This window comes from Geodermatophilus sp. SYSU D00766 (assembly GCF_054049915.1).
This window is the reverse complement of sequence record NZ_JBJGYI010000002.1, coordinates 170,454-196,909: the sequence shown is the minus strand read 5'-3', so window position 1 is coordinate 196,909 and position 26,456 is coordinate 170,454. Positions and strand designations below refer to the sequence as shown.

General features: G+C 76.1%; 26 protein-coding genes, 2 tRNA genes and 1 other RNA gene. 18 read left to right on the top strand and 11 right to left on the bottom strand.

Annotated features, from left to right (window positions below; all coding sequences use genetic code 11):
- Window positions 1-13: 13 nt before the first annotated feature.
- Both ACI8AD_RS02920 and ACI8AD_RS02915 read right to left on the bottom strand, forming a co-directional pair.
- Entirely contained in the window at window positions 14-925 is a 912-nt protein-coding gene (locus ACI8AD_RS02920; RefSeq protein WP_456869057.1) for a prephenate dehydrogenase/arogenate dehydrogenase family protein, read from the bottom strand.
- On the bottom strand, window positions 922-1,365 hold the full coding sequence (locus ACI8AD_RS02915; RefSeq protein WP_456869056.1) for a PaaI family thioesterase: 444 nt from the start codon (window positions 1,363-1,365) through the stop codon (window positions 922-924). The genes ACI8AD_RS02920 and ACI8AD_RS02915 overlap by 4 nt, the downstream gene beginning before the upstream one ends.
- On the opposite strand from ACI8AD_RS02915, the gene ACI8AD_RS02910 reads away from it, so the two are divergent.
- The 5 genes from ACI8AD_RS02910 (at window position 1,364) to ACI8AD_RS02890 (ending at window position 3,875) form a co-directional block, all read left to right on the top strand.
- Window positions 1,364-2,071, top strand: coding sequence for an O-methyltransferase (locus ACI8AD_RS02910; protein WP_456869055.1), 708 nt, complete (start codon window positions 1,364-1,366; stop codon window positions 2,069-2,071). The genes ACI8AD_RS02915 and ACI8AD_RS02910 overlap by 2 nt on opposite strands.
- Window positions 2,068-2,556 (top strand): tRNA adenosine deaminase-associated protein, encoded by a 489-nt coding sequence (locus ACI8AD_RS02905; RefSeq protein ID WP_456869054.1) that lies wholly within the window; start codon window positions 2,068-2,070, stop codon window positions 2,554-2,556. The genes ACI8AD_RS02910 and ACI8AD_RS02905 overlap by 4 nt, the downstream gene beginning before the upstream one ends.
- The gene (locus tag ACI8AD_RS02900) at window positions 2,553-3,209 is read left to right on the top strand and encodes an HAD-IA family hydrolase (RefSeq protein ID WP_456869053.1); all 657 of its coding nucleotides are present in this window, start codon (window positions 2,553-2,555) and stop codon (window positions 3,207-3,209) included. The genes ACI8AD_RS02905 and ACI8AD_RS02900 overlap by 4 nt, the downstream gene beginning before the upstream one ends.
- Before the next feature lie 97 nt (window positions 3,210-3,306).
- Complete coding sequence (locus ACI8AD_RS02895) at window positions 3,307-3,777, top strand: nucleoside deaminase (protein ID WP_456869052.1); 471 nt, start codon at window positions 3,307-3,309, stop codon at window positions 3,775-3,777.
- A gap of 10 nt (window positions 3,778-3,787) precedes the next feature.
- A tRNA-Ser gene (locus ACI8AD_RS02890) sits at window positions 3,788-3,875 on the top strand.
- Between the two features lie 56 nt (window positions 3,876-3,931).
- Here the strand turns inward: ACI8AD_RS02890 and ACI8AD_RS02885 are convergent.
- Window positions 3,932-5,641 carry a protein kinase domain-containing protein gene (locus ACI8AD_RS02885; protein ID WP_456869051.1) on the bottom strand — a complete coding sequence of 570 codons (1,710 nt, stop codon included), beginning with the start codon at window positions 5,639-5,641 and terminating at the stop codon, window positions 3,932-3,934.
- A gap of 42 nt (window positions 5,642-5,683) precedes the next feature.
- Complete coding sequence (locus ACI8AD_RS02880; RefSeq protein WP_089406046.1) at window positions 5,684-6,031, bottom strand: hypothetical protein; 348 nt, start codon at window positions 6,029-6,031, stop codon at window positions 5,684-5,686.
- 143 nt (window positions 6,032-6,174) lie between these two features.
- On the opposite strand from ACI8AD_RS02880, the gene ACI8AD_RS02875 reads away from it, so the two are divergent.
- Window positions 6,175-6,259, top strand: a tRNA-Ser gene (locus ACI8AD_RS02875).
- 45 nt (window positions 6,260-6,304) lie between these two features.
- Here the strand turns inward: ACI8AD_RS02875 and ACI8AD_RS02870 are convergent.
- Complete coding sequence (locus ACI8AD_RS02870) at window positions 6,305-7,261, bottom strand: DMT family transporter (RefSeq protein WP_456869050.1); 957 nt, start codon at window positions 7,259-7,261, stop codon at window positions 6,305-6,307.
- Between the two features lie 187 nt (window positions 7,262-7,448).
- On the opposite strand from ACI8AD_RS02870, the gene ffs reads away from it, so the two are divergent.
- From ffs to ACI8AD_RS02820, 10 genes are all read left to right on the top strand, one after another.
- Window positions 7,449-7,544, top strand: an RNA gene (gene ffs, locus ACI8AD_RS02865) — signal recognition particle sRNA small type.
- A gap of 70 nt (window positions 7,545-7,614) precedes the next feature.
- Entirely contained in the window at window positions 7,615-8,292 is a 678-nt protein-coding gene (locus ACI8AD_RS02860) for a YceI family protein (protein ID WP_456869049.1), read from the top strand.
- An 80-nt stretch (window positions 8,293-8,372) separates the two neighbouring features.
- Window positions 8,373-10,691, top strand: a complete 2,319-nt coding sequence (locus tag ACI8AD_RS02855; RefSeq protein WP_456869048.1) for a DNA polymerase III subunit gamma and tau — start codon at window positions 8,373-8,375, stop codon at window positions 10,689-10,691.
- Window positions 10,692-10,771: 80 nt separating this feature from the next.
- Window positions 10,772-11,113 (top strand): YbaB/EbfC family nucleoid-associated protein, encoded by a 342-nt coding sequence (locus ACI8AD_RS02850; RefSeq protein ID WP_456869047.1) that lies wholly within the window; start codon window positions 10,772-10,774, stop codon window positions 11,111-11,113.
- A gap of 34 nt (window positions 11,114-11,147) precedes the next feature.
- A complete protein-coding gene (gene recR / locus ACI8AD_RS02845; RefSeq protein ID WP_456869046.1) occupies window positions 11,148-11,747 on the top strand; it encodes a recombination mediator RecR in 600 nt (199 codons plus the stop codon).
- A 228-nt stretch (window positions 11,748-11,975) separates the two neighbouring features.
- The gene (locus ACI8AD_RS02840; protein WP_456869045.1) at window positions 11,976-13,688 is read left to right on the top strand and encodes an ABC transporter substrate-binding protein; all 1,713 of its coding nucleotides are present in this window, start codon (window positions 11,976-11,978) and stop codon (window positions 13,686-13,688) included.
- Window positions 13,689-13,785: 97 nt separating this feature from the next.
- Window positions 13,786-14,790, top strand: a complete 1,005-nt coding sequence (locus ACI8AD_RS02835) for an ABC transporter permease (protein ID WP_456869044.1) — start codon at window positions 13,786-13,788, stop codon at window positions 14,788-14,790.
- Entirely contained in the window at window positions 14,787-15,728 is a 942-nt protein-coding gene (locus ACI8AD_RS02830; RefSeq protein ID WP_456869043.1) for an ABC transporter permease, read from the top strand. The genes ACI8AD_RS02835 and ACI8AD_RS02830 overlap by 4 nt, the downstream gene beginning before the upstream one ends.
- Window positions 15,729-15,732: 4 nt before the next feature.
- Window positions 15,733-16,803 (top strand): ABC transporter ATP-binding protein, encoded by a 1,071-nt coding sequence (locus tag ACI8AD_RS02825; protein ID WP_456869042.1) that lies wholly within the window; start codon window positions 15,733-15,735, stop codon window positions 16,801-16,803.
- Window positions 16,800-17,954, top strand: coding sequence for an ABC transporter ATP-binding protein (locus ACI8AD_RS02820; RefSeq protein ID WP_456869041.1), 1,155 nt, complete (start codon window positions 16,800-16,802; stop codon window positions 17,952-17,954). The genes ACI8AD_RS02825 and ACI8AD_RS02820 overlap by 4 nt, the downstream gene beginning before the upstream one ends.
- 60 nt (window positions 17,955-18,014) lie before the next feature.
- Here the strand turns inward: ACI8AD_RS02820 and ACI8AD_RS02815 are convergent, their stop codons facing one another.
- Window positions 18,015-18,371, bottom strand: a complete 357-nt coding sequence (locus tag ACI8AD_RS02815) for a Rieske (2Fe-2S) protein (RefSeq protein WP_456869040.1) — start codon at window positions 18,369-18,371, stop codon at window positions 18,015-18,017.
- Between the two features lie 123 nt (window positions 18,372-18,494).
- On the opposite strand from ACI8AD_RS02815, the gene ACI8AD_RS02810 reads away from it, so the two are divergent.
- Together ACI8AD_RS02810 and ACI8AD_RS02805 are read left to right on the top strand one after the other, a co-directional pair.
- Window positions 18,495-20,585, top strand: coding sequence for a TPM domain-containing protein (locus tag ACI8AD_RS02810; protein WP_456869160.1), 2,091 nt, complete (start codon window positions 18,495-18,497; stop codon window positions 20,583-20,585).
- A 101-nt stretch (window positions 20,586-20,686) separates the two neighbouring features.
- Window positions 20,687-21,445: a VOC family protein gene (locus tag ACI8AD_RS02805; protein WP_456869039.1), complete on the top strand. Its 759-nt coding sequence runs from the start codon at window positions 20,687-20,689 to the stop codon at window positions 21,443-21,445.
- Window positions 21,446-21,484: 39 nt separating this feature from the next.
- Here the strand turns inward: ACI8AD_RS02805 and ACI8AD_RS02800 are convergent, their stop codons facing one another.
- The 5 genes from ACI8AD_RS02800 to ACI8AD_RS02780 all read right to left on the bottom strand — a co-directional run bounded on the left by ACI8AD_RS02800 (window position 21,485) and on the right by ACI8AD_RS02780 (window position 26,330).
- Entirely contained in the window at window positions 21,485-21,913 is a 429-nt protein-coding gene (locus ACI8AD_RS02800) for a PPOX class F420-dependent oxidoreductase (RefSeq protein ID WP_456869038.1), read from the bottom strand.
- Window positions 21,910-22,881, bottom strand: coding sequence for a pirin family protein (locus ACI8AD_RS02795; RefSeq protein WP_456869037.1), 972 nt, complete (start codon window positions 22,879-22,881; stop codon window positions 21,910-21,912). The genes ACI8AD_RS02800 and ACI8AD_RS02795 overlap by 4 nt, the downstream gene beginning before the upstream one ends.
- A gap of 10 nt (window positions 22,882-22,891) precedes the next feature.
- The gene (locus ACI8AD_RS02790) at window positions 22,892-23,899 is read right to left on the bottom strand and encodes a pirin family protein (protein WP_456869036.1); all 1,008 of its coding nucleotides are present in this window, start codon (window positions 23,897-23,899) and stop codon (window positions 22,892-22,894) included.
- A 77-nt stretch (window positions 23,900-23,976) separates the two neighbouring features.
- Window positions 23,977-25,509, bottom strand: a complete 1,533-nt coding sequence (locus ACI8AD_RS02785; protein WP_456869035.1) for a Mur ligase family protein — start codon at window positions 25,507-25,509, stop codon at window positions 23,977-23,979.
- A gap of 59 nt (window positions 25,510-25,568) precedes the next feature.
- The gene (locus ACI8AD_RS02780) at window positions 25,569-26,330 is read right to left on the bottom strand and encodes a hypothetical protein (RefSeq protein ID WP_456869034.1); all 762 of its coding nucleotides are present in this window, start codon (window positions 26,328-26,330) and stop codon (window positions 25,569-25,571) included.
- Window positions 26,331-26,456: the final 126 nt, after the last annotated feature.

Sequence of the window (26,456 nt, the reverse complement as noted above, 5' to 3'; positions counted from 1 at the left end):
TCCGCGCAACCGCTCAGGTTTCCGGGACCCAGCCCTCGACGAAGGCGGCCAGCCGCCGGGTCACCGCCCCGCCGGCGCGGCCCAGCGCCAGCAGCGCCGCCCGGTCCAGCGGGACCCGCACGGTGCGCCGGCCGGGGTCCGTGGCGCGCACCGCGTGCCCGGCGGCCACCAGCGCCGGCCACGGCCGCCGGAGCTGGGCCAGCACCCGGTCGAGGGCGGCCGCCGTCGGGCCGGCGTTGCCCTCGACCATCGCCGTCACGAACGCCGGGTCGCTGCCGGCCACCCGGGTGCCGTCGCGGAAGCTGCCGGCGGCCAGCGCCAGGGCCAGCGGGCCGGCCTCGCCGGCGGCCGCGGCCAGCGCGGCGGCGAGCAGGTGCGGCACGTGGCTGACCGCGGCGACGGCGGCGTCGTGCTCGGCGGCGGTCACCGGCACCACCTCCGCGCCGGCGTCGAGGGCCACCTCCGCGGCGCGCAGCCAGCGCGGCAGCTCGGTGCCCGGCTCCAGGCACAGCGCCCAGCGGGCGCCGCGGAACAGCGCCGGGTCGGTGGCCGCGTGCCCGGCGCGCTCGGTCCCGGCCATCGGGTGCCCGCCGACGAACCGCCCGCCCAGCGCGGCGCCCACCGTGGCCAGCACCGGCTCCTTGACCGAGCCGACGTCGGTGACGGTGGCGGCCGGGTCGACGTCGAGACCGTCGAGGGCCGCCGCGGTGTCCGGCAGCGGGACGGCCAGGACGACGACGCCGGCCAGCTCCCGTGTCACCCGCACCCCCCGCGCCGCGGCGGCCTCGCGGGCCGCGGGGTCGACGTCCCACCCGCGGACCTCGCGACCGGCCGCCACCAGCGCGGCGGCCAGCGACCCGCCGAGCTGGCCGAGACCGACGACGCCGACCGGCGGGCGCGGCATGGTGGGGACCGGCAGGCTCACTCCGCCGTCGCCCAGCCGCGCTCGGTGCGGAAGACCCGGGCCAGCGCGGTCGCGACCAGCCGGCCGTCCTCGCCGCGGGCGTCGATCCGGTAGACGGCGGTGCGCCGGCTGCGGTGCAATTCCGTGCCCTCGGCGACCAGCCGCTCGCCGGGCCGGCCGGGGGCGAGGAACTCGGTGTGCACGTCCTGCGCGACCGCCACGACGCCGTGGCTGTTGCTCACCGCGGCGTGGACGACGTCGAGCAGCGCCATCGTCGCCCCGCCGTGCGCGGTGCCGACGGCGTTGAGCAGCCGCGGGCCCACGGTCATGCCCGCGCGGGCGTACCCGGGGCGGACCTCCTCGAGGACGATGCCCAGCAGGTCCGCGAGCGGGTCGGCGGCGAGCCGGGCGGCCAGCGCGGGATCGACCTGGGCGCCGTCGTCCGGTGCGGGATCGGCCATGATCGGAGGCTATGCCGTCCTCTCCCCGTCCCCGGCGCCCGGCATGACGCCGCGGTCGTTCCTCCTCACCCCGGAGCTGGCCGACCACGTCCGCGCGAGCTCCGAGCCGCTCGACGAGGTGGCCGCCGACCTGGTGGCCGAGACCGCGGCCCTGGCCGAGCGCGGCGAGGCGCCGGCCACCTTCCAGATCGCCGTCGAGCAGGGCGTGCTCATGCAGCTGCTCACCCGCGCCCTCGGCGTGCGGCGGGCGCTGGAGATCGGCACGTTCACCGGCTTCTCGGCGCTGTGCATCGCCCGCGGGCTGCCCGCCGACGGCTCGCTGGTCTGCCTCGACCGCAGCGAGGAGTGGACGGCGGTCGCCCGGCGGTACTGGGAGCGGGCCGGCGTCGCCGACCGGGTCGAGCTGCGGCTGGGCGACGCCCTGGACACCCTGCGCGCGATGCCGGAGGAGCCCGTCCTCGACCTGGCCTTCGTCGACGCCGACAAGACCGGCTACCGGGACTACGTGGAGGAGCTGTACCCGCGGGTGCGGCAGAACGGGGTGGTCCTGCTGGACAACACGCTGCGCGGTGGCCGGGTGCTCGCCCCCGAGTCCGACGACGACCACGCGGTGGTGGCGCTCAACGCGGCCCTGGCCGCGGACCCGCGCTGGGAGACCGTGCTGCTGCCGCTGGCCGACGGCCTGACCCTCCTGCGGCGCCGGTGAGCGGCGCGGGAGGCGGCAGCTGGGCGGTGCGGGTCAGCCGCCCGGACGGCCAGTGGCGGGTCGAGCTGCTGGCCGCCGACGCCGACGCCGAGCTGCCGGTGCTGGAACGGGCGCTGGGGGACCCGGGCGAGTGGCCGGTGCCGTTCGTGGTCGTCGTCGACTCGCGGCTGTACTTCGTCGTGCTGCGGCACGGCCCCGGCGGGATGGTCCGGGCGCTGATCTCCGACGCCACGATGCAGGAGTGGGTGCTCGCCGCCGAGGTCGTGGAGCGGTACGGGATCGCCGTGGACGAGCGCGGCGCCCCCGACCCCGACGAGACCGGCCGGCCCGGCGGTGACCTCGACGTCTTCGCCGACGACGGCCTGCCCGCCGCGCAGCTGCGGCCGATCGTGACCGCCGACGACCTGTGGGCCGACGAGATGGTCGCGGCCGTCGCCGCCCGCCTGGGCTTCGCCGACGAGCTGGCCGCGGCGGTGCCGCGGTGAGCGCCCCGGTGGGCGCGACGGTCTCCGCCGTCGTCTTCGACCTCGGCGGCGTCCTCACCGAGAGCCCGATGCTGGCCTTCGCCGCCTACGAGGCCGAGGCCGGCCTGCCCGAGGGCCTCATCCGCCGGCTCAACAGCACCAACCCCGACACCAACGCCTGGGCGCGCTTCGAGCGCAACGAGCTCGACGTCGAGGGGTTCGTCGACACCTTCGAGGCCGAGGCGCTGGCCGCCGGGCACCGGGTGGACGCCCGCCGGGTGCTCGCCGCGCTGTCGGGGGAGATCCGTCCGGAGATGGTCGAGGCGGTGCGGCGGCTGCGGTCGGCCGGCCTGCCGCTGGGGATGCTGTCGAACAACGTCGCGCCCATGGAGCGCACCGGGCGGCTGGCCGAGCTGCTGGACCTGTTCGACGCGGTGGTGGAGTCGTCGGTCGAGGGGGTGCGCAAGCCCGAGCCGGAGATCTACCGCCGGGCGCTGGCGCGGCTGAACGAGGCGGTCGGCCGCGACCTCGGCTTCGCCGACTGCGCCTATCTCGACGACCTCGGCATCAACCTCAAGCCCGCCCGGGCGCTGGGGATGCACACGGTCAAGGTGGCCGACCCGGCGGCCGCGCTGGCCGAGCTGTCGGCGCTGGTCGGCTTCCCGCTGACGTGACCGCCGGGCGGGATCGACTCCGCGGACAGTCGTGCTCTGCCCCCAGGTGGGGGCAGAGCACGACTGCCGGCGGGACACCTCCCCGGGGCGGCGTGCGGTGACGGGACCGGACCCTCTCGACGCCGCGATGGCCCGCGCCCTGGAGCTCGCCGCCGCCGCGCAGGAGTGGGGGGACACGCCGATCGGCGCCGTCGTCCTCGGGCCCGGCGGGCAGGTGCTCGCCGAGGCGGCCAACGAGCGCGAGCGGCTCGGCGACCCCACCGCGCACGCCGAGGTGCTGGCGCTGCGCGCGGCCGCGCGGGTGCACGGGGACGGCTGGCGGCTGACCGGCGCCACGCTGGTGGTCACCCTCGAGCCGTGCACGATGTGCGCCGGCGCGAGCGTGCTCGCCCGGGTCGCGCACGTCGTCTACGGCGCCGACGACCCCAAGGCCGGTGCCGCCGGGTCGCTGTGGGACGTCGTCCGCGACCGCCGGCTCAACCACCGCCCGCAGGTCACCGGGGGAGTCCGGGCGGAGGAGAGCGCCGCGCTGCTACGCGCGTTCTTCCGCCGGCAACGGGGCCTGTAGTCTCTTCGGCGGTGGCGTGTCCGAGCGGCCGAAGGAGCACGCCTCGAAAGCGTGTGAGGTGCAAGCCTCCGTGGGTTCAAATCCCACCGCCACCGCCAGCGGTCCACGACGGCGGCGTCCCCCTCCAGGGACGCCGCCGTCGTCGTCTCCGGGGTCAGGCGACCACGTCGAGGTCGATCAGCAGCCGGCCGTCGTCGGCGCGGACGAACGTCACCGCGTGCGTCTCGACCAGCCGCTCGCCCGGGTTGAGGAACTCGACCTGTGTGGTGGCGGTGATGCGGTCGCCCCGGTCGGTGACGTCGCGCACGTCGAGCAGGTTGACCTCCGACCAGCGGCCGAAGAAGTCCTCGTAGTACCCGTAGCTGGCGCGGGACTGCAGGGTCGGCCCGGTGAGCTCGTAGGCGCCGGCCGTGTCCCCGGGCAGCAGCGCGTAGTACTGCTCGAGGGTCTCCCGTGCCTCGGTGTCCGGGTCGGCCGGCGCCTCCTCCGCGGGCGGTGACTCCGCGGAGGGGCTGTCCGTCGCCGGCGGTGGGCTCTCCGCCGACGGCTCGCCCGCGGACGACCCGTCGGCCGGCGCCCCGCCGTCGCCGGAGGGCTCCCCGGTCGTGTCGGCCGGGGCCGAGGAGGTGGCGCCGGCCGACGTCCCGCCGTCAGGGTCCGCGCTGCCGCCGCGGGTGGCCAGCCAGGTGCCCCCCAGGGCGACCAGCGCGACCAGGGCGACGGCGAGCACGACCAGCAGCGGACGGCGGCGCCGGCGCCTCGGGCCGACCAGCGGCCCCGACCGCGGCGGCGGCCCCGCGGGAGCCGGCTCGGGCGGGTCCGGGTCGCTGCGGTCCCCGGCCGGCGGGCCCGCGAGCGTGTCCGGCGGGACGGGGACCGGCGCGACGGGGGTCGGCGGGTCGACGGCCTCTGCGGGCGGGCCCACCGGCAGCGGCGGGTCCGGCTCGAGCTGGGCGGTGCGGCTGCGGCTGGGCGCCGCACCGAGGGCGGTGCGCGCCAGCAGCACCGTCGTCGGGTCGCCGTCGCGGCCGGCGGCCAGCCGCGCCAGCTCGTCGCGGACCTCGCCCATCGACGGCCGCCGGGCCGGGTCGGCCTCCAGCATCCGCCGCAGCGGCCGCTCCAGCGAGCCCGCGCGCCGCGGGGGGCGCACCTGCCCACCGGCCACCCGGTGCAACAGGCGCAGCGCGTTGTCGTCCATGCCGAAGGGCGGCTCACCCTCCAGGCAGGTGTAGAGCGTCGCGGCCAGCGAGAAGACGTCGCTGGCCGCCGTCATCTCGCTGCCCTGGGCGACCTCGGGCGCGAGGAAGGCCGGCGTCCCGGTGATCTGGCCGGTCTGGGTGAGCGTGACGTCACCGCTGGCGTGCGCGATGCCGAAGTCGGTGATCTTCACCAGGCCGTCGACCCGCCCACCCCGGCCGACCAGCACGTTGCCGGGCTTGACGTCGCGGTGGACGATCCCGGCCTCGTGCACGGCCACCAGCGCGTCGGCCAGCTGCGCCCCCACCTGCGCCACCTGGTCGGGGCGCAGCACGCCGTCCTGGTGCAGCACCTCGGCGAGGCTGCGGGAGGGCAGGTACTCCATCACCAGCCACGGGACGCCGTCCTCGAGGGCGACGTCGAAGACCGAGATCGCGTGCGGGTGGGTCAGCCGGGCGGCGATGCGGCCCTCGCGCAGCGCCCGCTGGCGCTGCTGGTCGGCGACCGTGGGGTCGGTGCCCGCCGGCAGCAGCACCTGCTTGACGGCGACCTCGCGGCCGAGCAGCTCGTCACGCCCGAGCCACACTGCGCCCATGCTGCCGCGGCCCACCCGCGACACCAGCCGGTAGCGGCCGGCCACCAGGCGGCCGGGGACGGTCGAGGTCACCGGCGCTCCCTACCCCGCCGGGGTGCGCCCGGCACGCCCGGCTCAGACGGTGCTGGGGACGCCGTACCGACGGGCGTACTCCTCCTGTGCGCCCGAGGGCAGCACGTCGTAGAGGCCGCCGAGCTCCTCGACGGCGCCGGGCGGGAGGTCGTCGAAGAGCCGCTCCCACGTCGGCGGCTCGTCGTAGCTGCGGGTCAGCAGCAGCTCCCACGCCTGGGCCTGGCGGTCGCGCTTGCTGCGCTCGGCGGCGAACTCCGAGAGGTAGCGGTCCTTGGCCGCGGCCTTCTCCTCCGCCGTGGCCGAGGGCGGCAGCCCCGCGGGGTCGGCGCCACGCAGGACGGCCACGATCTCGTCCACGACCTCCGGTCGGACCTGACCCGGCTCGCTCATCGTCCTGCTCCTCGACTCTCGTGCGCCCCCCGACCTCGACAGCCTGCCCCGTGCCGCCGCGGCCGACCACCCGGGGTGGCGCACCACACGCCGCGGACCGTCCGCTGACCGCCGCGGTGCCGCCCGCTACCATCGGGGGCACGGGAGGATTCGCCTAGTGGCCTATGGCGCTCGCTTGGAAAGCGGGTTGGGGGCAACCCCTCGGGAGTTCGAATCTCCCATCCTCCGCACCGCGACGACGGGCCCCGGCAGATCGCCGGGGCCCGTCGTCGTTCACGCGCCGGTCGCCCCGACCGGCGCCGCCCGGCGGCCCAGCTCGCGCACGTAGAGCCCGGCGACCGCGGCGAGCAGCAGCGCCCCGCCGGCGACGGCGGCCGGCTCGAGCCGCTCCCCGAGGAACGCCGTGGCCAGCACCGTCGCCGTCAGCGGCTCGAGCAGCGTCACGATCGAGGCCACCGCACCCGGCACCGTGCGCACGCCGGTGAAGAACAGCCGGTAGGCCAGCGCGCTGGGCACCAGCCCCAGGTAGAGCAGCACCGCCACCACGACGCCGTCGGACGGGACGGTCAGCCCCTCGGCGAGGACGACCGGGGTGAGCAGCAGCGCACCGCCGGCGAACCCGGCCAGCGTCACCGGGACACCGGCCGGCACGCCGCCGCCGGCCAGCGTGACGACGGCGTAGCCGAGCGCCGAGCCGGCCGCCGTCAGCGCGCCGAGCAGCACGGTCGTCCCGGTGTCGGCGCCGGCGGAGACGCCCACGAGCAGGGTGAGCCCGACGAGGGCGACCGCCAGCGCGACGAGGGTGGCCCGGTTCGGCCGGCCGGCGCCGAGCAGGGTGCCGCCGACGGCGACGAGCAGCGGCGCGAGGCCGAGCGCGACGAGCGTGGCGATGCTCACGCCGGCCCGCTCGACGGCGCTGAAGTAGGCGAGCTGGTAGGCGGCCAGCCCGGCGCCGATGAGGACCAGGCGGCCGGCCACCGGCCGCGTCACCGGGACGGCCGGCCCGCGGCGCCGGGCGGTCAGCGCCCAGGCCGCGAACAGGGCGGCTGCGCCGATCGCCAGGCGGTACCAGGCGATGTCGAGCGCGGACAGGCCGCTGCGGTCGGCGACGACGCGGCCGGACAGGCCGGAGGTCCCCCAGCACAGGGCCGCGAGGACGACGAACGCGAAACCCCGCCGGGACGACGGGGAGTCGCGCCGGGAGGCGAGGGAGAGGGAGGGGGTGGACATGACGCTCCTGGGCGCTGGTTCCGGACGGGGCGGCGGTCCGGAGCACGGCGCAGTGGCGGCCGGCACGTGCCGGCCGCGCGGATCAGCCCGCGGTGCTCCGGGTCAGGAGCGGGGCGGGGGCAGCACGAGGGCGTGCCGGGGCGTCATGCCCCGGGAGCCTAGCGACCGCCGTCCTCTACAGTGGTGTGCAGACCCCTCGTGTGGCGTCACCCTGTGAACCTCCCCAGGGCCGGAAGGCAGCAAGGATAAGCGGGCTCTGGCGGGTGCACGGGGGGTCCCTTCTTCCCCCGGCTCACAGCCGGCTCACAGGTCGACCGGCCAGCATCCGCGGTCCGTCGAGGGAAGGAGACGCCATGGCCCGTCGTCGTCGCACCTGGTGGATCGTCGGAGGGGTCCTCGCGCTCCTCGCCCTCGGGATCGGCGTCGGCCCGCTGCTCTACGCCGCGACGCAGGAGGACGCCGCCGCGGCGCCGACCGTGCAGGCGCAGCCCTCCGACGTCGAGCTGGTGCCCGAGACCGACGGCACGTGGACCGTCGTCCCGGGCTCCTCGGCCGGCTACCGCGTCGACGAGGTCCTCAACGGCGCGAACGTCACCGTCGCCGGCACCACCGACCAGGTCACCGGGTCCGTCGTCATCCAGGGCGGGGACCTGGCGTCGGCGGAGGTCTCGGTCGACGTCGCGAGCATCCGCACCGACATCGGCCAGCGGGACTCCTACTTCCGCGGCAACGTCATGGACGTCGACACGTACCCGACGGGGACGTTCACCGTCCGCGGACCGGTCGACCTCCCCGAGCTCTCCGGCACGCCGGTGACCGTCCCGGTGACCGGCGACCTCACGCTGCGCGGGCAGACCCGGCAGGTGCAGGCCGACCTCGCCGTCGTCCGCACCGCCGAGGGGGTGGAGGTCTCCGGTGCCGTGCCGGTGGTCTTCGCCGACTTCGGCATCACCGCACCCAACCTGGGCTTCGTGCGCGTCGAGGACCGCGGGCAGGTCGAGTTCCTGCTGCGGCTGGCGATGACGCCCTGACCCGGTGGCGCCCTGACCCGGTGACACGGGCGGCGTCCCGGTGTCCCCGGGACGTCGTCCCCGCCACGTAACCTCGCCGCGTGGCTCTGGCGCTCTACCGGAAGTACCGCCCGGCGACCTTCGCCGAGGTGGTCGGCCAGGAGCACGTCACGACGCCGCTGGTCAACGCCGTCGACGGCGGCCGGGTCAACCACGCCTACCTGTTCAGCGGACCGCGCGGCTGCGGCAAGACCTCGTCGGCGCGCATCCTCGCCCGGTCGCTGAACTGCGAGCAGGGCCCGACGTCGACGCCGTGCGGCGTGTGCGCCTCCTGCGTGGCGCTGGCGCCCGACGGCCCCGGTTCCCTCGACGTCATCGAGATCGACGCGGCCAGCCACGGCGGCGTCGACGACGCCCGCGACCTGCGCGAGCGCGCCTTCTTCGCCCCGGTGAGCAGCCGCTACAAGGTCTACATCGTCGACGAGGCGCACATGGTGACCACGCAGGGCTTCAACGCCCTGCTCAAGGTGGTCGAGGAACCGCCGGAGTTCCTGGTCTTCGTCTTCGCCACGACGGAGCCGGACAAGGTGCTGCCGACGATCCGCTCGCGCACGCACCACTACCCGTTCCGGCTCGTGCCGCCCACGACGCTGCGCGGGCTGCTGGAGAGGACCTGCGCCGCCGAGGGCGTGCAGGTCGAGCCCACGGTCTTCCCGCTGGTGGTGCGCGCCGGCGGCGGCTCGGTGCGCGACTCGCTGTCGATCCTCGACCAGCTGCTGGCCGGCGCCGGGCCCGAGGGCGTCACGTACGCCTCCGCGGTGGGCCTGCTCGGTGTCACCGACGACGCCCTGCTCGACGAGGCCATCGACGCGCTGGCCGCCTCCGACGCGCCGGGTGTCTTCCGCGCCGTCGACCGCGTCGTCGAGGCCGGGCACGACCCGCGCCGCTTCGCCACCGACCTGCTCGACCGGCTGCGCGACCTCATCGTGCTCGACGCCGTGCCCGAGGCGGGCGGCAACGGCCTGCTCGACTGCCCGCCGGACCGGCTGGACCTGATGACCTCGCAGGCGCGGGCGCTGGGGTCGGCGACGCTGTCGCGGCTGGCCGACACCGTGCACGCCGGGCTGTCCGAGATGCGCGGCACCACCGCGCCGCGGCTGCTGCTGGAGCTGGTCTGCGCCCGCATGCTGCTGCCGGCCACCGACGGCTCCGCGGTGGCCACCCTGCAGCGACTCGAGCGGCTCGAGCGGCGGCTGTCGATCGCCGGCGACGGCGCGGCCGCCGACGTCCCGGTCCGCGACACCCCCGTTCGCGACGTCCCCGTTCGCGACGTCCCCGTTCGCGACGTCCCCGTTCGCGAGGCGCCGCGCCCGGCGCCGGCCGGCGACGAGCCGGCGCCCGCCGAGCGGGGCGGGGCGTCGCGGCGGGAGTACGTCCGGCCCTCCCAGCGCACCCAGGCCGCGGCTCCGCCGGACGCGGCCACCCCCGCCTCCGCACCGCCCGCCGCGTCCCGGCCGGCAGCCGCCGACGCGGCCCCTGCGGCCGGTGACGACTGGCCGGAGACCACCCCGCCCGGCTCGGGCTCCCGTCCGGCGGCGGCCCCGGCGCCCGCGTCGGCCCCGGCGCCCGCGTCGGCCCCGGCGGCCGACGACTGGCCGGAGACGACGCCACCGGGTTCCGGTGCCGCCCCGGCGCCGGCCCGGACCGGCCCGCGCGTCGCGCAGGGCGAGCCGGACATCCCGCTCCCGCCGGAGCCCACCGACGACGAGGACCACCCGCACCCGCCCCGCCCGGACGCCGTCCGCGCCGCCGCGGCCCGCGTGGCCGAGCCGCGCCCGCCGGCGGCCGCGCCGCGCGCCGCGGCCGAGTCCGCCCCCGCCCCGCGGGGCAGCGAGCCCACCCCCGTGGTGTCGGCGAACCCGCCCGGCGCCGGCACCGGTGGCGACGGCGAGCTGACCACCGGCGACGTCCGCCGGGTGTGGCCCGAGCTGCTCGCCGTGGTCAAGCGGCACAAGCGCACCACCGAGGCGCTGCTGAAGAACGCGCAGGTGCACGACCTCGCCGGCGGCGTCCTGACGCTGTCCACGACGTCCCCGGCGCTGGCCCGGCGCATCGGCGACGACCTCAACAAGGACGTGCTGCGCGAGGCGCTCAACGAGCTGCTCGGCGTGCGCTGGCGGGTCGAGGCGGTCGTCGAGGGCGCGGCGGGCCGGGCCCCGGCGGCGGGTGGGGGCCCCGAGGGAGCCCGCGAGGCGGCGCGCGCCGCCGAGGCCGCCGAGGCGCGCGAGCTGCTGGCCCAGCGGGCCGCGGAGCAGTCCGAGGACGGCGGCGAGCGCGAGCACGTCCCCGCGGTCGACCCCGAGCAGGCGGCCCTCGCCCTGCTGCGCGCGGAGCTGGGGGCCCGGCCGGTCGAGTCCTGAGCGGCGCGGGGCCGGTCGGCGCCGTTCCCGCCACCCGCCACGTCCCGCCGGATGTCGTCCCCTCGGCCTACCCTCGGGGCATGTTCCCCGGTGGTGGTGGCCAGCCCGACCTGCAGGCGCTCCTCGCGCAGGCCCAGCAGATGCAGCAGGCCCTGGCCGCCGCCCAGGAGCAGCTGGCGAACGAGCAGGTCACCGGCTCGGCCGGCGGCGGGCTGGTCACGGCCACGATGTCGGGCAGCGGTGAGCTCACCGCCGTCACCATCGCCCCCTCCGCCGTCGACCCCGACGACGTGGAGACCCTCCAGGACCTCGTCGTGGCCGCCGTCCGCGACGCCGCCCGCCAGGTCGACCAGCTGACCGCCGACCGCATGAGCCCGCTGGCCGGCGGCCTGCCCGGCATGCCGGGGCTGCCCGGCGCCTGACCGGGCCCGCGATCCCACTTCCCCGAGGAGCACCGTGTACGAGGGGGCCGTCCAGGACCTCATCGACGAGCTCGGCCGCCTGCCCGGCGTCGGGCCGAAGAGCGCCCAGCGCATCGCCTTCCACCTGCTGGCCGCCGAGTCCGCCGACGTCGGCCGGCTGGTCGCCGCGCTGCAGCGCGTGCAGGCCGAGGTCCGCTTCTGCGTGACCTGCTACAACGTCGCCGAGGGCGAGCAGTGCCGCATCTGCCGCGACCCGCGCCGCTCCGCCGACGTCATCTGCGTCGTCGAGGAGCCCAAGGACGTCGTCGCCATCGAGCGCACCCGGGAGTTCCGCGGCCGCTACCACGTCCTCGGCGGGGCGATCAGCCCGATCGAGGGCGTCGGCCCCGACGACCTGAGGGTCAAGGAGCTCATGACCCGGCTCATGGACGGCACCGTCACCGAGCTGATCATCGCCACCGACCCCAACCTCGAGGGCGAGGCCACCGCGGCCTACCTCGCGCGGCTGGTCGGCCCGCTGGGGCTCACCGTGTCCCGGCTGGCCAGCGGCCTGCCGGTGGGCGGCGACCTGGAGTACGCCGACGAGATCACGCTGGGCCGGGCGTTCGAGGGCCGCCGCCGCATCGACGCCTGAGCGGTTCCTGCTCCGGGCGGGTCCCTGCGGGCGGGTCGTCCCCGTGGGGTGAGGGGTGCTGAGGGCCTGCTCAGGTTGCGAATCGGTGTCGAAACGCATCCCCCTGTCATCGAGGTCACAGGCCGGACCTAGGGTCCCTGTGCACGCCGTCCGGAGGTCATGCGCCGGCACGGCCGTCCACCACGGATCACCCGGCCCAGGACGGGCCGAGAAGGCAGGTCTTCTGCGATGCAGCGTCGACCACAGCGAGTGCTGGCCGCCTCCGCGGCCGCACTGACCGCCGTCACCCTGGCCGCCTGTGCCTCCAGCGACCGGGACTCCGACTCCGGCTCCGGCGGGGAGGGCGGCGAGGCCCAGTCCGGCGGCACCCTCGTCTTCGGTGCAGCCGGCGACCCGGCCATGTTCGACCCGGCGTTCGCCAGCGACGGCGAGACCTTCCGGATCGCGCGCCAGATCCACGAGGGGCTGTTCACCAACGAGCTCGGCGGTACGGAGCCCGTGCCGCAGCTCGCGGAGGACTACGAGGTCAGCGAGGACGGCCTGGAGTACACCTTCAGCCTCCGCGAGGGCGTGCAGTTCCACGACGGCACGGACTTCAACGCCGAGGCGGTCTGCTTCAACTTCGACCGCTGGTACAACTTCGAGGGGCTGGCCCAGAGCCCCAGCGCCTCGTACTACTACCAGGCGGTCTTCGGCGGCTTCGCCAGCACGCCGGACACCCCGAGCATCTACGAGAGCTGCGAGGCCACCGACGAGAGCACCGCGGTGATCCGGCTGACCCAGGTCACCTCGAAGTTCCCCGCCGCGCTGTCGCTGCCCGCCTTCTCCATCCAGAGCCCGACGGCGCTGCAGGAGGGTGACGCCGACAACCTGTCCGGGTCGGAGGACGCGCTCACCTACAGCCAGTACTCCCTCGAGAACCCGGTCGGTACCGGGCCGTTCCGGTTCGAGAGCTGGGACCGCGGCAACGGCGAGGTGACCATCGTCCGCAACGAGGACTACTGGGGCGAGCCGGCCCTCCTCGACGAGATCATCTTCCGGACCATCCCCGACGCGAACGCGCGCCGTCAGGAGCTGCAGGCCGGCTCGATCGACGGCTACGACTTCGTCGCGCCGGCGGACTACCAGACCCTCGAGGACGAGGGCCTGCAGATCCTGGTGCGCGACCCGTTCAACATCCTGTACCTCGGCTTCAACGGCGGGAACGTGCCCGGCACGCAGGCCAACCCGGCGCTGCAGGACCCGCGCGTGCGCCAGGCGATCGCGCACGCCATCGACCGCGAGACGATCGTCAACTCGCTCCTGCCCGAGGGCGCCGAGGCGGCCACGCAGTTCATGCCGCCGACCGTCGACGGGTGGGCCGAGGACGTCACCACCTACGACTACGACCCCGACCGGGCCCGCCAGCTGCTCGACGAGGCGAACCCGGCCAGCCGGACGCTGCGGTTCTACTACCCGACCGAGGTCAGCCGGCCCTACCTGCCGGACCCGGCCGCGATGTTCCAGGTGATCAACCAGAACCTGATCGACGCCGGCTTCACCATCGAGCCGGTGGCGCTGCCGTGGAACCCGGACTACCTCAACGCGGTCCAGGCCGGCCAGGCCGACATCCACCTGCTCGGGTGGACCGGTGACTACAACGACGCCTACAACTTCATCGGCACGTTCTTCGCCGAGGCGGGGAACGGCCAGGCGTCGGCGGAGTTCGGGTCGTTCAGCAACCCGGAGATCTTCGCGGCGCTCGCCGAGGCCGACGCCGAGCCCGACGCGGCGGCCCGCACCGAGCAGTACCAGGAGGCCAACCGGCTGATCATGGACTACCTGCCCGGTGTCCCGATCTCGCACTCCCCGCCGGCGCTCGTGGTGGCGGAGAACGTCCAGGGCCTGGAGCCCAGCCCGCTGACCGCCGAGACCTTCGCGACGGTGTCCCTCAGCGACTGAGCCCCACCGCCGGCCGCGCCGGGACAGGCTCGTCCTGTCCCGGCGCGGCCGGTCCCGTGTCCGGTCGTGCCCCGTCGTGGAGAGGTGACCCGAGCGCGTGCTCCGCTTCATCGTCCGGCGGCTCCTCCAGCTGATCCCGATCCTGCTGGGGCTGTCGCTCCTGCTCTTCGCCTGGCTGCGCGCCCTGCCGGGCGGGCCGGCCCAGGCCGCCCTCGGCGAGCGCGCCACACCCGAGGCGATCGCGCGCTACAACGAGCTGTTCGGGCTCGACCAGCCGCTCTACGTCCAGTACCTGCGCTTCCTGGGCCGCGCCGTCCAGCTCGACTTCGGCAACTCCTCCCGCACCGGGCGCCCGGTCACCGAGGAGTTCCTCGAGCGGATGCCCGGCACCATCGAGCTCACGGTCTTCGCGATGGTGTTCGCGATCGGCGTCGGCATCCCGCTGGGCTACCTGGCCGCCCGCAAGCACGGCAGCTGGCTGGACTCGGCGTCGGTCATCGGGTCACTCCTCGGCGTCGCGATCCCGGTCTTCTTCCTCGCCTACCTGCTGCGCCTGCTGTTCGCCGTCGAGCTGGGCTGGCTGCCCGGCTCCGGGCGCCAGGAGGTGCGCATCGACGCCACCCGCGTCACGAACTTCTACGTCCTCGACGGCCTGCTCACCCGGGAGTGGGACGCCGCCTGGGACGCCTTCACGCACCTGGTGCTGCCGGGCATCGCGCTGGGCACCATCCCGCTGGCGATCATCGTGCGGATCACCCGGGCCTCGGTCCTCGACGTGGTGAACGAGGACTACGTGCGCACGGCCAACGCCAAGGGCCTGGCGACGGCGACCGTCCGCCGGCGGCACGTCCTGCGCAACGCGCTGCTGCCGGTGTCGACGACGATCGGCCTGCAGACCGGGCTGCTGCTGTCCGGTGCGGTGCTCACCGAGACCGTGTTCGCGTTCGGCGGCGTCGGCTCGGCCATCTTCGACTCGATATTCGCCCGGGACTTCGCCGTCCTCCAGGGCTTCATCCTCATGCTGTCGGTGATGTATGTGCTGATCAACCTGCTGGTCGACATCTCGTACGGTCTGCTCGACCCGCGGGTGCGTGTCCGGTGACCGCGATCGGGGACGTCCGGCGGCGGCGCATCGACGAGCTCGCCGCCCGCGCCGGTCAGGTGCCCGAGGGCGAGGGCGGCCTCTCGCTGACCCGCAGCGCCTTCCGCCGGCTGCGGCGCAACCCGGTCGCCATCGCCGGCGCCATCATCGTCGTCGTCTTCCTGCTGGTCGCGGCCTTCGCCCCGTTCCTGGCCCCGCGCGACCCGTACGCGCAGTACCTGCTCAGCGAGATCCGACCGGGCTCCATCCCCGGCAGCCAGGAGGGCTTCCCCCTCGGCGTGGACAACCTCGGCCGCGACCTGCTGAGCCGGCTGATCGTCGGGTCCCGGCAGTCGCTGCTCATCGGCGTGGTGTCCACGCTGCTCGGCGCCACGGTCGGCATGGCGCTGGGCGTGCTGGCGGGGGCGTTCGGCGGCTGGGTGGACACCGTCGTCATGCGGTTCGTCGACATCCTGCTGTCGCTGCCCAGCCTGCTGATGGCGATCAGCATCTCGGTGCTCCTGGGGCAGAACCAGTGGTCGCTGATGATCGCCATCGCGGTCACCCAGGTCCCCGTCTTCGCCCGGCTGCTGCGCGGGTCGATGCTGGCCCAGCGGGACAGTGACTACGCCCTCGCCGCGCGGGCCCTGGGCATCCGCCGCAGCCGGATCGTGTTCGGGCACGTGCTGCCCAACTCGCTGTCACCGGTCATCGTCCAGGCGACGCTGTCGCTGGCGACGGCGATCATCGAGGCGGCGGCGCTGTCCTTCCTGGGTCTCGGAGACCCCGACCTCGCCCGTCCGGAGTGGGGGGCCATGCTGTCCAACGCCCAGGCGTTCCTGTCCATCCGGCCGGAGCTGGCCATCTACCCGGCCCTGTGCATCATCGTGGTCGCGCTCGGCTTCACGCTGCTGGGCGAGTCGCTGCGCGAGGCGCTCGACCCGAAGTTCCGGAGGTGACCCGGTGACCATCGAGTCGCTGCCGGCCCGTGAGGCGGACACCGTCGGCGCCTCCGTCCTCGACGTCGACGAGCTCACCGTCACGTTCACGCGCAGGGGCGAGCAGCCCACCCGCGCCGTCGACGGGGTCAGCTTCTCCGTCGGGCCGGGGGAGACGGTGGGACTGGTCGGGGAGTCCGGCTGCGGGAAGTCGGTGACCTCGCTGGCGGTCATGGGACTGCTGCCCGGCCGTGGCGTGGAGGTGGGCGGCTCGGTGCGGCTCGACGGCCGCGAACTCCTCGGGGCCGGCGACCGGGCGCTGCGCCGGCTGCGCGGCGCGGACATGGCCATGGTGTTCCAGGACCCGCTCTCGTCGCTGAACCCCACGGTGCCCATCGGCACCCAGGTCACCGAGGTGCTGCTCGAGCACCGGGAGATGTCGAAGAAGGAGGCGGTCGACGAGGCCACCCGCCTGCTCGACCGCGTGGGCATCCCCGACCCCTCGCGCCGGCTCAAGGAGTACCCGCACCAGCTCTCCGGCGGCATGCGCCAGCGGGCGCTCATCGCGATGGCGCTGGCCTGCGCCCCACGCCTGCTCATCGCCGACGAGCCCACCACCGCCCTCGACGTCACCATCCAGGCGCAGATCCTCGAGCTGCTGCGCGAGCTGGTGGTCGACTCCGGCACCGCGCTGGTGATGATCACCCACGACCTGGGCGTGGTGGCCGGGCTGTGCGACCGGGTGCACGTCATGTACTCCGGCCGGATCATCGAGTCCGCCGACCGCCACGAGCTGTTCGCGCGGCCCCGCCACCCCTACACCGGCGGGCTGCTCGCCTCGGTGCCACGGCTCGACGCCGCCCGCGGCGCCCCGCTGCACCCCATCCGCGGCTCCGCCCGCGACGCCATCCCGTGGGCCGAGGGGTGCGCGTTCGCCCCGCGGTGCGACAACGCCCAGGACGACTGCCTCACCGAGGTCGCCGGCAGCACCGTGCCGCTCGAGTTCGACGGCCCCGGCCGCGAGCTGCGCTGCCGCCACCCCCTGCAGCACCCGAGGTCCCCGGCCGGGGCCACCGCGTCCGGAGCCGCCCGATGACCGCCGTCCCCGCCGTCGACAGCACCGCCGCCGACCCGCTGCTGCGGGTCGAGGGCCTGCAGGTGCACTTCCCGATCAAGCGGGGGGTGGTCGTCGACCGCACGGTGGGACACGTCCGGGCCGTCGACGGGGTGGACCTCAGCATCGCCCGCGGCAGCACCTACGGGCTGGTGGGGGAGTCCGGCTGCGGGAAGTCCACCCTCGGCCGCGCCGTCCTGCGGCTGGTCGAGCCCACCGCCGGCAAGGTCGTCTTCGACGGCACCGACGTCGCCTCGCTGCAGGGTGAGCCGCTGCGCACGATGCGCCGCCGGATGCAGATGGTCTTCCAGGACCCGCTGGGCAGCCTCGACCCCCGGCAGAACGTCGAGTCGCTCCTGTCCGAGCCGCTGCACGCGCACGGCCTGGGCGGTGGCAAGCGCGGCATCGCCGAGCGGATCCGCACGCTGCTCGACGCCGTCGGGCTGCCCTCGGCGGCGCTGCGCCGCTACCCGCACGAGTTCTCCGGCGGCCAGCGGCAGCGCATCGGCATCGCGCGCGCCATCGCGCTCGAGCCCGACCTGCTCATCGCCGACGAGCCGGTCTCCGCGCTCGACGTCAGCGTCCAGGCGCAGGTGGTCAACCTGCTCGAGGAGCTGCAGGAGCGGCTCGGCCTGACCTACCTGGTCATCGCGCACGACCTCGCCGTGGTCCGGCACATCAGCGACGTCATCGGCGTCATGTACCTGGGGTCGCTGGTCGAGCAGGCGCCCTCCGACGTCCTGTACGCCGAGCCGCTGCACCCCTACAGCCGGGCGCTGCTGAGCGCCGTCCCGGTGCCCGACCCGGTGGTCGAGGAGAGCCGCGAGCGCATCCTGCTGGCCGGTGACCTCCCCTCACCGGCCAACCCGCCGAGCGGCTGCCGGTTCCACACCCGGTGCCCGTGGCGGCAGGAGACCCGGTGCGACGACGAGGTCCCGGCGCTGCGCGAGCTCGGGACGGGGCACCTGGTGAGCTGTCACTGGGCCGAGGAGATCCGCGACGGCGTGCTGCAGCCCCGGTCGGCCGAGGAGGTGGCCGCCACCCAGGGCGTCAGCGTGCGCCCGACGGGGGTGGCCAGTCCGGAGTCCGACGCGCTCGTGCAGGGCGTCGATGAGCCGATCGAGTGGCGCTGACGGAGGACTCTCGCCCCCGCCACCCCCAGGCTCGCGGCGGGTCCCTCCGAGGGGCCGGCGTCACTCCACCACGACGTCGTCGCCGCGGCGCAGCGCCTTCCTGACCCGCAGCCGCAGCAGGTGCGCGTAGCCGCGGACGAACTGGGTGTAGCCCGGGGTGGGCCCGTGGTAGCCGAGGAAGCCGCGCGGGCCCGCCACCATGTCGCCGGTGCGGACGTCGTAGCGCGCCTGGTGCCACGGGCAGACCAGGCAGCCGTCGGCGTCCAGGCTGCCCTCCGACAGGTCGGCGAGCTGGTGGCGGCAGCGGCGGGAGACGGCGGAGTACTCCCCGTCGCGGTTGACGACGGCCCACGACCCGGCCCGGCCCACCGTCCCCGGGGGCAGCAGGGCGGCGGGGATGCGGTCGGTCTCGCTCACGGGGGTCCTCCTGGGGCCGGGGCCGGGTCAGGAGCCCACTACCCGGTCGTGCCCGTCCTACCCGGTGCCGTCGTTCCGGCGGCGACTCCCCGGCGCCCGACCTAGGGTCGGGCCGTGCGCCGGATGGTGGGAGTCCTCGCGGTCGCGGCGGTCCTGGTGCTCGCCGTCGGCGGACCGGCGCTGGCCGAGCAGCCCCTTGAGGTGCCCGGTGAGGTCACCGACCTCGTCGGCGCGCTCGACGGCGGCGGCGTGTCACAGGTGCAGCAGGCCGTCGACGAGCGGCAGGCCGACGACGGCACCCAGGCCTTCGTCGTCTACGTGTCCTCCTTCGACGGCCTGGACTCCGGCGAGTGGGCTGCGCGGACCGCCCAGTTCTCGGGTCTGGGCGGCAGCGACGTGCTGCTCGCCGTCGCGGTGGGCGACCGGCAGTACGGCTACTGGGTCGACGACGGCTTCCCGCAGAGCGACGCGCAGGTCGAGGACTTCCTCGCCCGCGACGTCGAGCCCGAGCTCGCGGCCGGGGACTGGGCCGCGGCGGGAGTGGCCTTCGCCGAGGGGATCGGCGCCGCCTCCGGCGCGGGCGGGTCGGATGACACCGGCGGCGACGGGTCGGGGGCGACGACCCTGGCGGTGGTCGGGGGGATCGCCGTCCTCGGCGGTGGCGCCTACCTGGTGACCCGCTCCCGGCGGCGCCGGCGGGACGCGCAGCCGCCGCCCACCACCCGGCTGGAGCGGCCCGACCCGCACGCCGGTGTCCCCACCGCGGAGCTGCAGGGCCGGGCGAGCGCGGCGCTGCTCGACCTCGACGAGGCGGTGAAGACCTCCCAGCTCGACCTGGACTTCGCCCGGCTGCAGTACGGCGAGGCGGCCGTGGCCGGGTTCGCCGACGCCCTGGCGCAGTCGCGGCAGGAGCTCACCCGCGCCTTCACGCTGCGCCAGCAGCTCGACGACGAGGTGCCCGAGGACGAGCCCACCCAGCGGGCGATGCTGGCCGAGATCCTCTCGCTGACCTCGGCCGCCGACGCGCGCCTCGACGAGCAGGCGGAGGCCTTCGAGCAGCTGCGCGACCTCGAGCGCACCGCTCCCCAGGTGCTCGAGGGCCTCGCCGCGCGGATCACCGCCCTGCACGGCCGGCTGCCGCAGGACGAGGAGCGGATGGCCCGGCTGCGACGGCGCTACGCCGACACCGCGCTGGCGCCGGTCGCGGACAACGTCGAGCAGGCCCGCGCCCGGCTGGCCGCCGCCGAGCACGAGGCGGCGGAGGCCCGGGAGGCGCTGCAGGCCGGGCGGTCGGGCGAGGCGGTGGGTGACCTGCGGGCCGCCGAGGACGCCGTCGCCCAGGTGGGCACCCTGCTCGACGCCGTCGGCCGGCTCGAGCGCGACCTCGAGGACGCCGCCGCGCGGCTGCCCGCCGTCCGCGCCGAGGTCGAGGAGGACCTCGCCGAGGCCCGCGCGGTGGTGGCCTCCGGCGACGCCGGCGGGCTGCGGCCCCAGGTGGCCCGCGCCGAGGCCGGGCTGGCCGCCGCCGACGAGGCGGTGCGTCCCGGCGGCGGCGGGCTGCCCGACCCGCTGGCCGCGCTGCGCCGGCTGGAGGAGGCCGGCCTGGCGCTGGAGCAGGCGCTGGCCGTGGCCCGCGACGCGCAGACCCGCGCCCGCCGGGCGGCGGCCGCGCTGGACCAGACCCTGCTGCGGGCCCGCTCCACCGTGGCCGCGGCCGCCGACTTCGTCGCCACCCGGCGCGGCGCGGTCGGTCCGGAGGCCCGCACCCGGCTGGCCGAGGCCCAGCGCCACCTCGACGCCGCCGTCGGCGTCGGCCGCACCGACCCGGAGGGCGCGCTGCGGGAGGCCCAGCTGGCCGACCAGCTCGCCCGGCAGGCGCTGGAGCTCGCCCAGTCCGACGTGGCGACGTGGTCGTCCGGCTACGGCGGCGGGTTCGGCGGCGGCTACGGACCGGGGTACGGCGGTGGCTACGGCGGTGGCTACGGACCGGGGTACGCGCCCGGCTACGGCCGTCGCGGCGGCGTGGACCTCGGCAGCCTCGTGCTCGGCGGCATCCTCGCCGGGGGCATGCGCGGCGGCGGGTTCGGCGGCGGCTTCGGCGGTGGTCTGGGGGGCGGCCGGCCGCGGGGCGGCAGCTTCGGGGGCTCCGGCGGCCGGTCGGGCGGCGGCGGCTTCGGCGGCGGCGGCGGACGCTCCGGCGGCGGCCGCTTCTGACGCCCGTTCGTGTGCACTTCCGCGGAAGTGCACACAGGGTCCTGCCGGAGTGTCGGTGCCCGGTGGGACGGTGCCCTCCCCGCACTCCCCGAGGAGGAGCCATGCCCACCCGGAACACCCCCTGGCCCGACGGCACGCCCTGCTGGGTCGACTACGGCGCCGCCGACGTCGCGGCCGCGAAGTCCTTCTACGGCTCGCTGCTGGGCTGGGAGTGGACGGCGGACTCACCCGAGTTCGGCGGCTACGTCAACGCGCTCAAGGACGGCCACCAGGCCGCCGGCCTCGGCCCGCTCATGGAGCCGGGCGCCTCGCCCTCCTGGACGACGTACTTCGCGGCCGCTGACGCCGCGGCCACCTGCGACCGCATCCGCGCGGCCGGCGGCACCGTCGTCGTCGAGCCCATGGAGGTCGGGCCGATGGGCACGATGGTCGTGGCGCGCGATCCGCAGGGCAACCAGTTCGGGCTCTGGCAGGCCGGCACGCACACCGGCGTCGAGGTCCACAACGAGCCCGGGTCGCTGGCGTGGAACGAGGCCGCCGTCGACGACCCGGCCGCCGCGCAGGCCTTCTACGCCGCGGTGTTCGGCTTCCGCTTCGACGAGCTCGAGGGCATGGGCGGCTACGCGACGTTCGCCACCGGCGAGCGCCCGCTGGGCGGTCTCGGCGGGGTGACGCCGGGGGCGCCGAAGGGCTGGTCCACCTGCTTCTCGGTCGCGTCCACCGACGAGACGGTGGCGGCGGTCGAGGCGGCCGGCGGGAAGGTCACCATGGCCGCGCAGGACACCGAGTTCGGCCGGTTCGCCGTCGTGCAGGACCCGTGGGGCGCCGGCTTCTCGGTGATGGAGGAGTCCGGGAGCTGAGTGCCGCGGCCGGCCGGTGCGCGCGCGGCACCGGCCGGCTCAGCCGCGGACCTGGCCGTAGGTGTGCTCGGGCCGGAAGCGGACCACCAGCCGCCGGTCGGCGACCATCGCCCGGCGGTAGTCGTCCCAGTCCTCGTGCTCGCCGGAGACCCCGCGGTAGTAGGCGACCAGCTCGTCGACAGTCGCGTCGTGCGGGTCGGCGGCCACTGCGGTGAGCTCCGCGGTGCCCTCGACGGCCACCCAGGACCAGAAGTCCTCGGAGGACACGTGCAGGGTCACCCGCGGGTCGGCCTGCAGGTTGCGGGTCTTCGCGCGGTCGGCGGTCACCGACACGCGGAACAACCGCTCGGCCGGGTCGTAGGCGTACCCGACGTTGGACAGCTGCGGCCGGCCGTCGCGCTTGACGGTGGCCAGCACGCCCCAGCGGCGCCCGGCGAGGAACTCGAGCATGCGGTCGTCGACGGTCACCGGACCCTCCCGCGGGCCTTGAGCGGCACCGGCGGCAGCGCCGGGGCGAGCTGGCGCTCGTCCCCGGCGAACCCCGGGACGGCGCCGAACCGCTCGTCCTCGGCGTTCCACCGCTCGGCGTACTCCACGATCTCCTCGCCGGACCGGCCGACGAAGTTCCACCACATGACCAGCCGCTCCGCGAACGGCTCACCGCCGAGCAGCAGCAGCCGGGCGGGCGCGTCGGTCCGGATGCGCACCGACCGGCGGCCGGTGCCGAGGTAGACCATCGCCCCGTGCGCCAGCGGCGCGCCCTCGACCTCGGCCCCGCCCGCGGCGCCGAGCAGGGCGTGCTCGAAGTCCGGCTCGAGCGGCACCTCGACGTCGGCCCCGGCGGCGAGGTCGAGGTCGACGCCGACGATCGGGGTGTGCGCCGTGCCCGGGGAGGTCACCCCGCCGAAGCCGCCCAGGAGCACCGTGGCAGTCAGCCCGTCGGAGGTGAACCCGGGCAGGACGGCGTGGTGCTCGAACGCCGGTGCGGTGTCGCGGGCGGCGTCGGGCAGCGCCACCCACAGCTGCGCGCCGTGCAGGAACCGCGGGTGCGGCACCGGCGACTGCTCGGCGTGCGCGATGCCGTGCCCGGCGGTCATGAGCGCCAGCTCGCGCGGGCCGAAGACCACGTCGCTGCCGAGGGAGTCGCGGTGGTGCACGCGGCCCTCGATCAGCCAGGACACCGTCTGCAGGCCGGTGTGCGGGTGCGGGGTGACCTGCATGCCGGCGCTGCCGGACACGTCGTCGGGACCGTAGTGGTCGACGAACGCCCAGGCGCCGACCATCCGCCGGCCCAGGGTGGGCAGCAGCCGCCGCACCGGGGTACCGGGGCCCAGCATCACCTCCCGCCCGGGGAGCAGGTCGAGGGCCGGCCCCGCGGAGGTCGCGTCGAGCCCGCCCACCTCCCGCGGGGTCGGGCGCGGTTCGGTGTCGCTCATGACCGGCTTCCTACTCCTGTCCGGCCTCGCCGTGGACCCCGGCGTGCGGGACGGCGGGGGAGGAGGAGTGGACCGCCGGGACCGAGCCGAGCCGCCCGGCGCGGAAGTCGTCGAAGGCCTCGACCAGCTCCTGGCGGGTGTTCATCACGAACGGGCCGTACATCGCGATCGGCTCGCGGATCGGCCGGCCGCCCAGGACGACGACGTCGAGCGCCGGCGTCCGCGACTCCTGGTGCACCGCGCCGCGGACGGTCACGGTGTCGCCGGGGCCGAGGACGGCCAGTTGCCCGGTGCGCACCGGCGCCCCGTCGATGCCCACCGAGCCCGCGCCGGAGAGCACGTAGACCAGCGCGTTGAAGTCCGGCCGCCACGGCAGGTCGAGGACGGCGCCCGGCGCGACCGTCGCGTGCACCATCGCCATGGGCGTGTAGGTGGAGCCCGGGCCGGTGTGCCCGCCGACGTCGCCGGCGATGACCCGCACCAGGGCGCCGGCGTCGGGGCTGGCCAGCAGCACCGACTCCCGCGCGCGCAGGTCCTGGTAGCGCGGCTCGACCCACTTCTGCGCCCGCGGCAGGTTCACCCACAGCTGCAGGCCGTGGAACAGGCCGCCGCTGGCGACCAGCGCCTCCGGGGGCCGCTCGATGTGCAGCACACCACCGCCGGCGGTCATCCACTGGGTGTCGCCGTTGCTGATCGTCCCACCGCCGCCGTGGGAGTCGGCGTGCTCGAAGGTGCCGTCGATGATGTAGGTGACGGTCTCGAAGCCGCGGTGCGGGTGCCAGGAGGTGCCCTTGGGCTCACCGGGGGCGTACTCGACCTCACCCATCTGGTCCATGTGCAGGAACGGGTCGAGGTCGCGCAGGTCCACCCCAGCGAACGCGCGGCGCACGGGGAAGCCCTCGCCCTCGAGGCCCGACGGCGCCGTGGTCACCGTGCGCGTCCGGCGGCGGACGGTGCGTGGGGCGGGCAGCGGGACACGGGGGAGGGTGGTGGTGTCCTCGACGGTGACGGCGGGCATGGCCGGCCTCCTGGTTGAGTGTTCAACTGGTGGCGACCGTAGCACCGGACGGGCCCGCTGTGTTCCCGCGTCGCGGGTCAGGAGGCGAGCTCGTCCTCGTCCGCCGCGGCCGGCGGGCCGTGCTCGACGATGAGCGCGGTGTTGGCGACCTCGGCGTCGTCCAGGTGGACGGCGTCGCGCGGGTCGGTGGTGTCGAGCATCCGCGTCTCGTGCCCGCGGCCGACGACGAGGACGACGTCGGCCGGGCCGGCCGCGCGGACCGCCGCGTGGATCGCCGCCCGCCGGTCGGGCACCGTCCGGACGGCGGCGGTGCCCCCGAGCAGGCCGATCCGCAGCTCGCCGATGATCGCCGCGGGGTCCTCGCCGTGGCTGCCCTCGTTGGTCAGCCAGACCACGTCGGCGGCCCGGGCGGACTCGCCCAGCCCCTGCCGCTTGTAGCGGTCGCGGCAGCCCCGGGCGCCGAGCACCAGGTGCAGCCGCCCGCCGGGGCCGCACAGGTCCCGGGCGGTCGCGACGGCCGCGGCCAGGGCGCGCGGGGTGTGCGCGTAGTCCACGACGACGACCGGCCGCCCGGACCCGCCGAGCACCGTGTTGCGTCCGCGCGGCGGGGTGGTGGCGGCCAGGCCCGCGGCGACGGCGTCGGCCGGGACGCCCAGGGCCCGCCCGGTCGCCCACGCCGCGGCCAGGTTGGTCACGTGCACCCGGCCCACCAGCGGGCTGGACACCCGGTGCCCGCCGGTGTCGTCGCCGATCAGGACCTCCGTGCCGGCCGCCCCGGTGCGCCAGCCGAGCACCCGGACGTCGGCGTCCTCCGCCGTCCCCACGCGTGTCACCGGCACCGGCGCCTGCTCGGCCAGCCGGCGTCCCCAGGGGTCGTCGACGACGACCACCCCGGCGGACGACCGGTCCCGCTCGAACAGCCGGGCCTTGCTGGCCCAGTAGTGCTCGATGGTGCCGTGGTGGTCGAGGTGGTCCTCCTCGAAGCCGGTGAAGACGGCGACGGCGAAGCGCAGGCCGTCGATGCGGCCCATGTCCAGCGCGATGGAGGAGGCCTCCACCACGGCCCGCCGGGCGCCGGCGTCGACCATCCAGCGCAGCAGCTCGTGCAGCTCGGGGGCCTCGGGGGTGGTCAGGGGGGTGCGGCGCGTGCGGGCGCCCACCCGCGCGCCCAGCGTGCCGACGACGCCCGTGCAGGTGCCGCCGGCATCGAGGACGCCGCCGACCAGCGTGCTGGTCGTGGTCTTGCCGTTGCTGCCGGTGACGCCGACCAGCCCCAGCGCGTCGGCGGGGTCACCGGCCAGCAGCGCGCCCAGCGGCCCGAGCCAGGCCCGCACCGAGGGGACCGACAGCGTGGGCAGGGCCACCTCGACCGGCCGGTCGGTCACCAGGGCCGCCGCGCCCGCCCGGGCGGCCGCCGCGGCCCACCGGTGCCCGTCGCTGGCCGCACCCCGCACGCAGGCGAACAGGCAGCCGGGGACGACCCGCCGCGAGTCGGTGACCAGCCCGCGCAGCCTCAGGCCGTCGTCGCCGCCGGACCGGGTGACCGGCCCGCCGGGGACGGTGCGCGCCCGGCGCTCGACGGACGACCAGGTCACCGCGGGGAGGCGCACTCCCCGGACGATAGGCGGGGCACGACCTTCTTGCAGGTCGACCGATCGGGGCCCACGGGTCAGCGCAGCAGGCGCGCGACCCCGGTCAGCTCCTCCTCGGCGTCGGCGTCGGGCAGCACCTCGCTGCGCTCGGCCAGCCGGGGCCGCCAGGCGGGGGGAGCCTGCTCCAGCCAGTCGGCACCGGCGTCGGTCAGCCGGCCGTCGGAGCGCAGCGGCGCCCAGCCGCGCAGGAACCGCAGCCCCTCGGCGGCGGTGAGCAGGGTCTGGGCCACGCCCCGGCGGCGGTACACCGGCTCGACGGTCACGTCGTCGACCAGGCCCGAGCGGGTCCACCAGCGGACCTCGGCGATGCGGTCGGTGGGGGCGACGCCGGCGGCGGCCACCTCGTGCAGGCCCACCAGCGCGCCGGGCCGGAAGGCGGTGCCGCGGAAGGCCAGCAGGGAGGTGCAGGGCACCGGGGAGGACGCGTGGTGGACCTCGGCGAACCACATCGGCGGGCAGCGGTCGGAGATCTCCTCGGCGACGTCGATGCGGACCACGCGGCCGTCGGCGGCGCGGTGCCGCACGTCGACCTGCCAGCCGGCGGGACGGCGGCCGCGGGCGTCGACGGCGGTCATGTCGACCGGCGTGCCGTCGGGGAAGCGGTCGGAGTTGACGGCGACCAGCGAGTACTCGACCGGGCCGGGACCGCGGCGCAGCAGCCGCGCCCACCACAGCGCCGTCGTCTCGGGGGCGGGCTCGACCAGCGGCGGCACCGCCCGCAGACGGGGGGTCGCCGGGGCCGGGATCGCCGCGTGGGGAGCCGCTGCCGTCATGCTCATGTCGTCCTCCGCTCGTCCGCCCCGGGTGCCCCGGGGTGTGCTGGGACCGACTCTCCGGACGCGACTTGCGACGGCCTTGGGGTCCACTAGCGGCCACGCGCCGGGCGGTCCCCCGGCCCGGGGATA

What these genes read in the sequence shown, in the direction of transcription:
- ACI8AD_RS02910 (WP_456869055.1), top strand. Translation starts at nt 1,364, where the DNA reads ATGATCGGAGGCTATGCCGTCCTCTCCCCGTCCCCGGCGCCCGGCATG.
- ACI8AD_RS02915 (WP_456869056.1), bottom strand. Translation starts at nt 1,365, where the DNA reads ATGGCCGATCCCGCACCGGACGACGGCGCCCAGGTCGATCCCGCGCTG.
- ACI8AD_RS02880 (WP_089406046.1), bottom strand. Translation starts at nt 6,031, where the DNA reads ATGAGCGAGCCGGGTCAGGTCCGACCGGAGGTCGTGGACGAGATCGTG.
- ACI8AD_RS02870 (WP_456869050.1), bottom strand. Translation starts at nt 7,261, where the DNA reads ATGTCCACCCCCTCCCTCTCCCTCGCCTCCCGGCGCGACTCCCCGTCG.
- ACI8AD_RS02860 (WP_456869049.1), top strand. Translation starts at nt 7,615, where the DNA reads ATGGCCCGTCGTCGTCGCACCTGGTGGATCGTCGGAGGGGTCCTCGCG.
- ACI8AD_RS02850 (WP_456869047.1), top strand. Translation starts at nt 10,772, where the DNA reads ATGTTCCCCGGTGGTGGTGGCCAGCCCGACCTGCAGGCGCTCCTCGCG.
- ACI8AD_RS02840 (WP_456869045.1), top strand. Translation starts at nt 11,976, where the DNA reads ATGCAGCGTCGACCACAGCGAGTGCTGGCCGCCTCCGCGGCCGCACTG.
- ACI8AD_RS02820 (WP_456869041.1), top strand. Translation starts at nt 16,800, where the DNA reads ATGACCGCCGTCCCCGCCGTCGACAGCACCGCCGCCGACCCGCTGCTG.
- ACI8AD_RS02810 (WP_456869160.1), top strand. Translation starts at nt 18,495, where the DNA reads ATGGTGGGAGTCCTCGCGGTCGCGGCGGTCCTGGTGCTCGCCGTCGGC.
- ACI8AD_RS02805 (WP_456869039.1), top strand. Translation starts at nt 20,687, where the DNA reads ATGCCCACCCGGAACACCCCCTGGCCCGACGGCACGCCCTGCTGGGTC.
- ACI8AD_RS02795 (WP_456869037.1), bottom strand. Translation starts at nt 22,881, where the DNA reads ATGAGCGACACCGAACCGCGCCCGACCCCGCGGGAGGTGGGCGGGCTC.
- ACI8AD_RS02790 (WP_456869036.1), bottom strand. Translation starts at nt 23,899, where the DNA reads ATGCCCGCCGTCACCGTCGAGGACACCACCACCCTCCCCCGTGTCCCG.
- ACI8AD_RS02780 (WP_456869034.1), bottom strand. Translation starts at nt 26,330, where the DNA reads ATGAGCATGACGGCAGCGGCTCCCCACGCGGCGATCCCGGCCCCGGCG.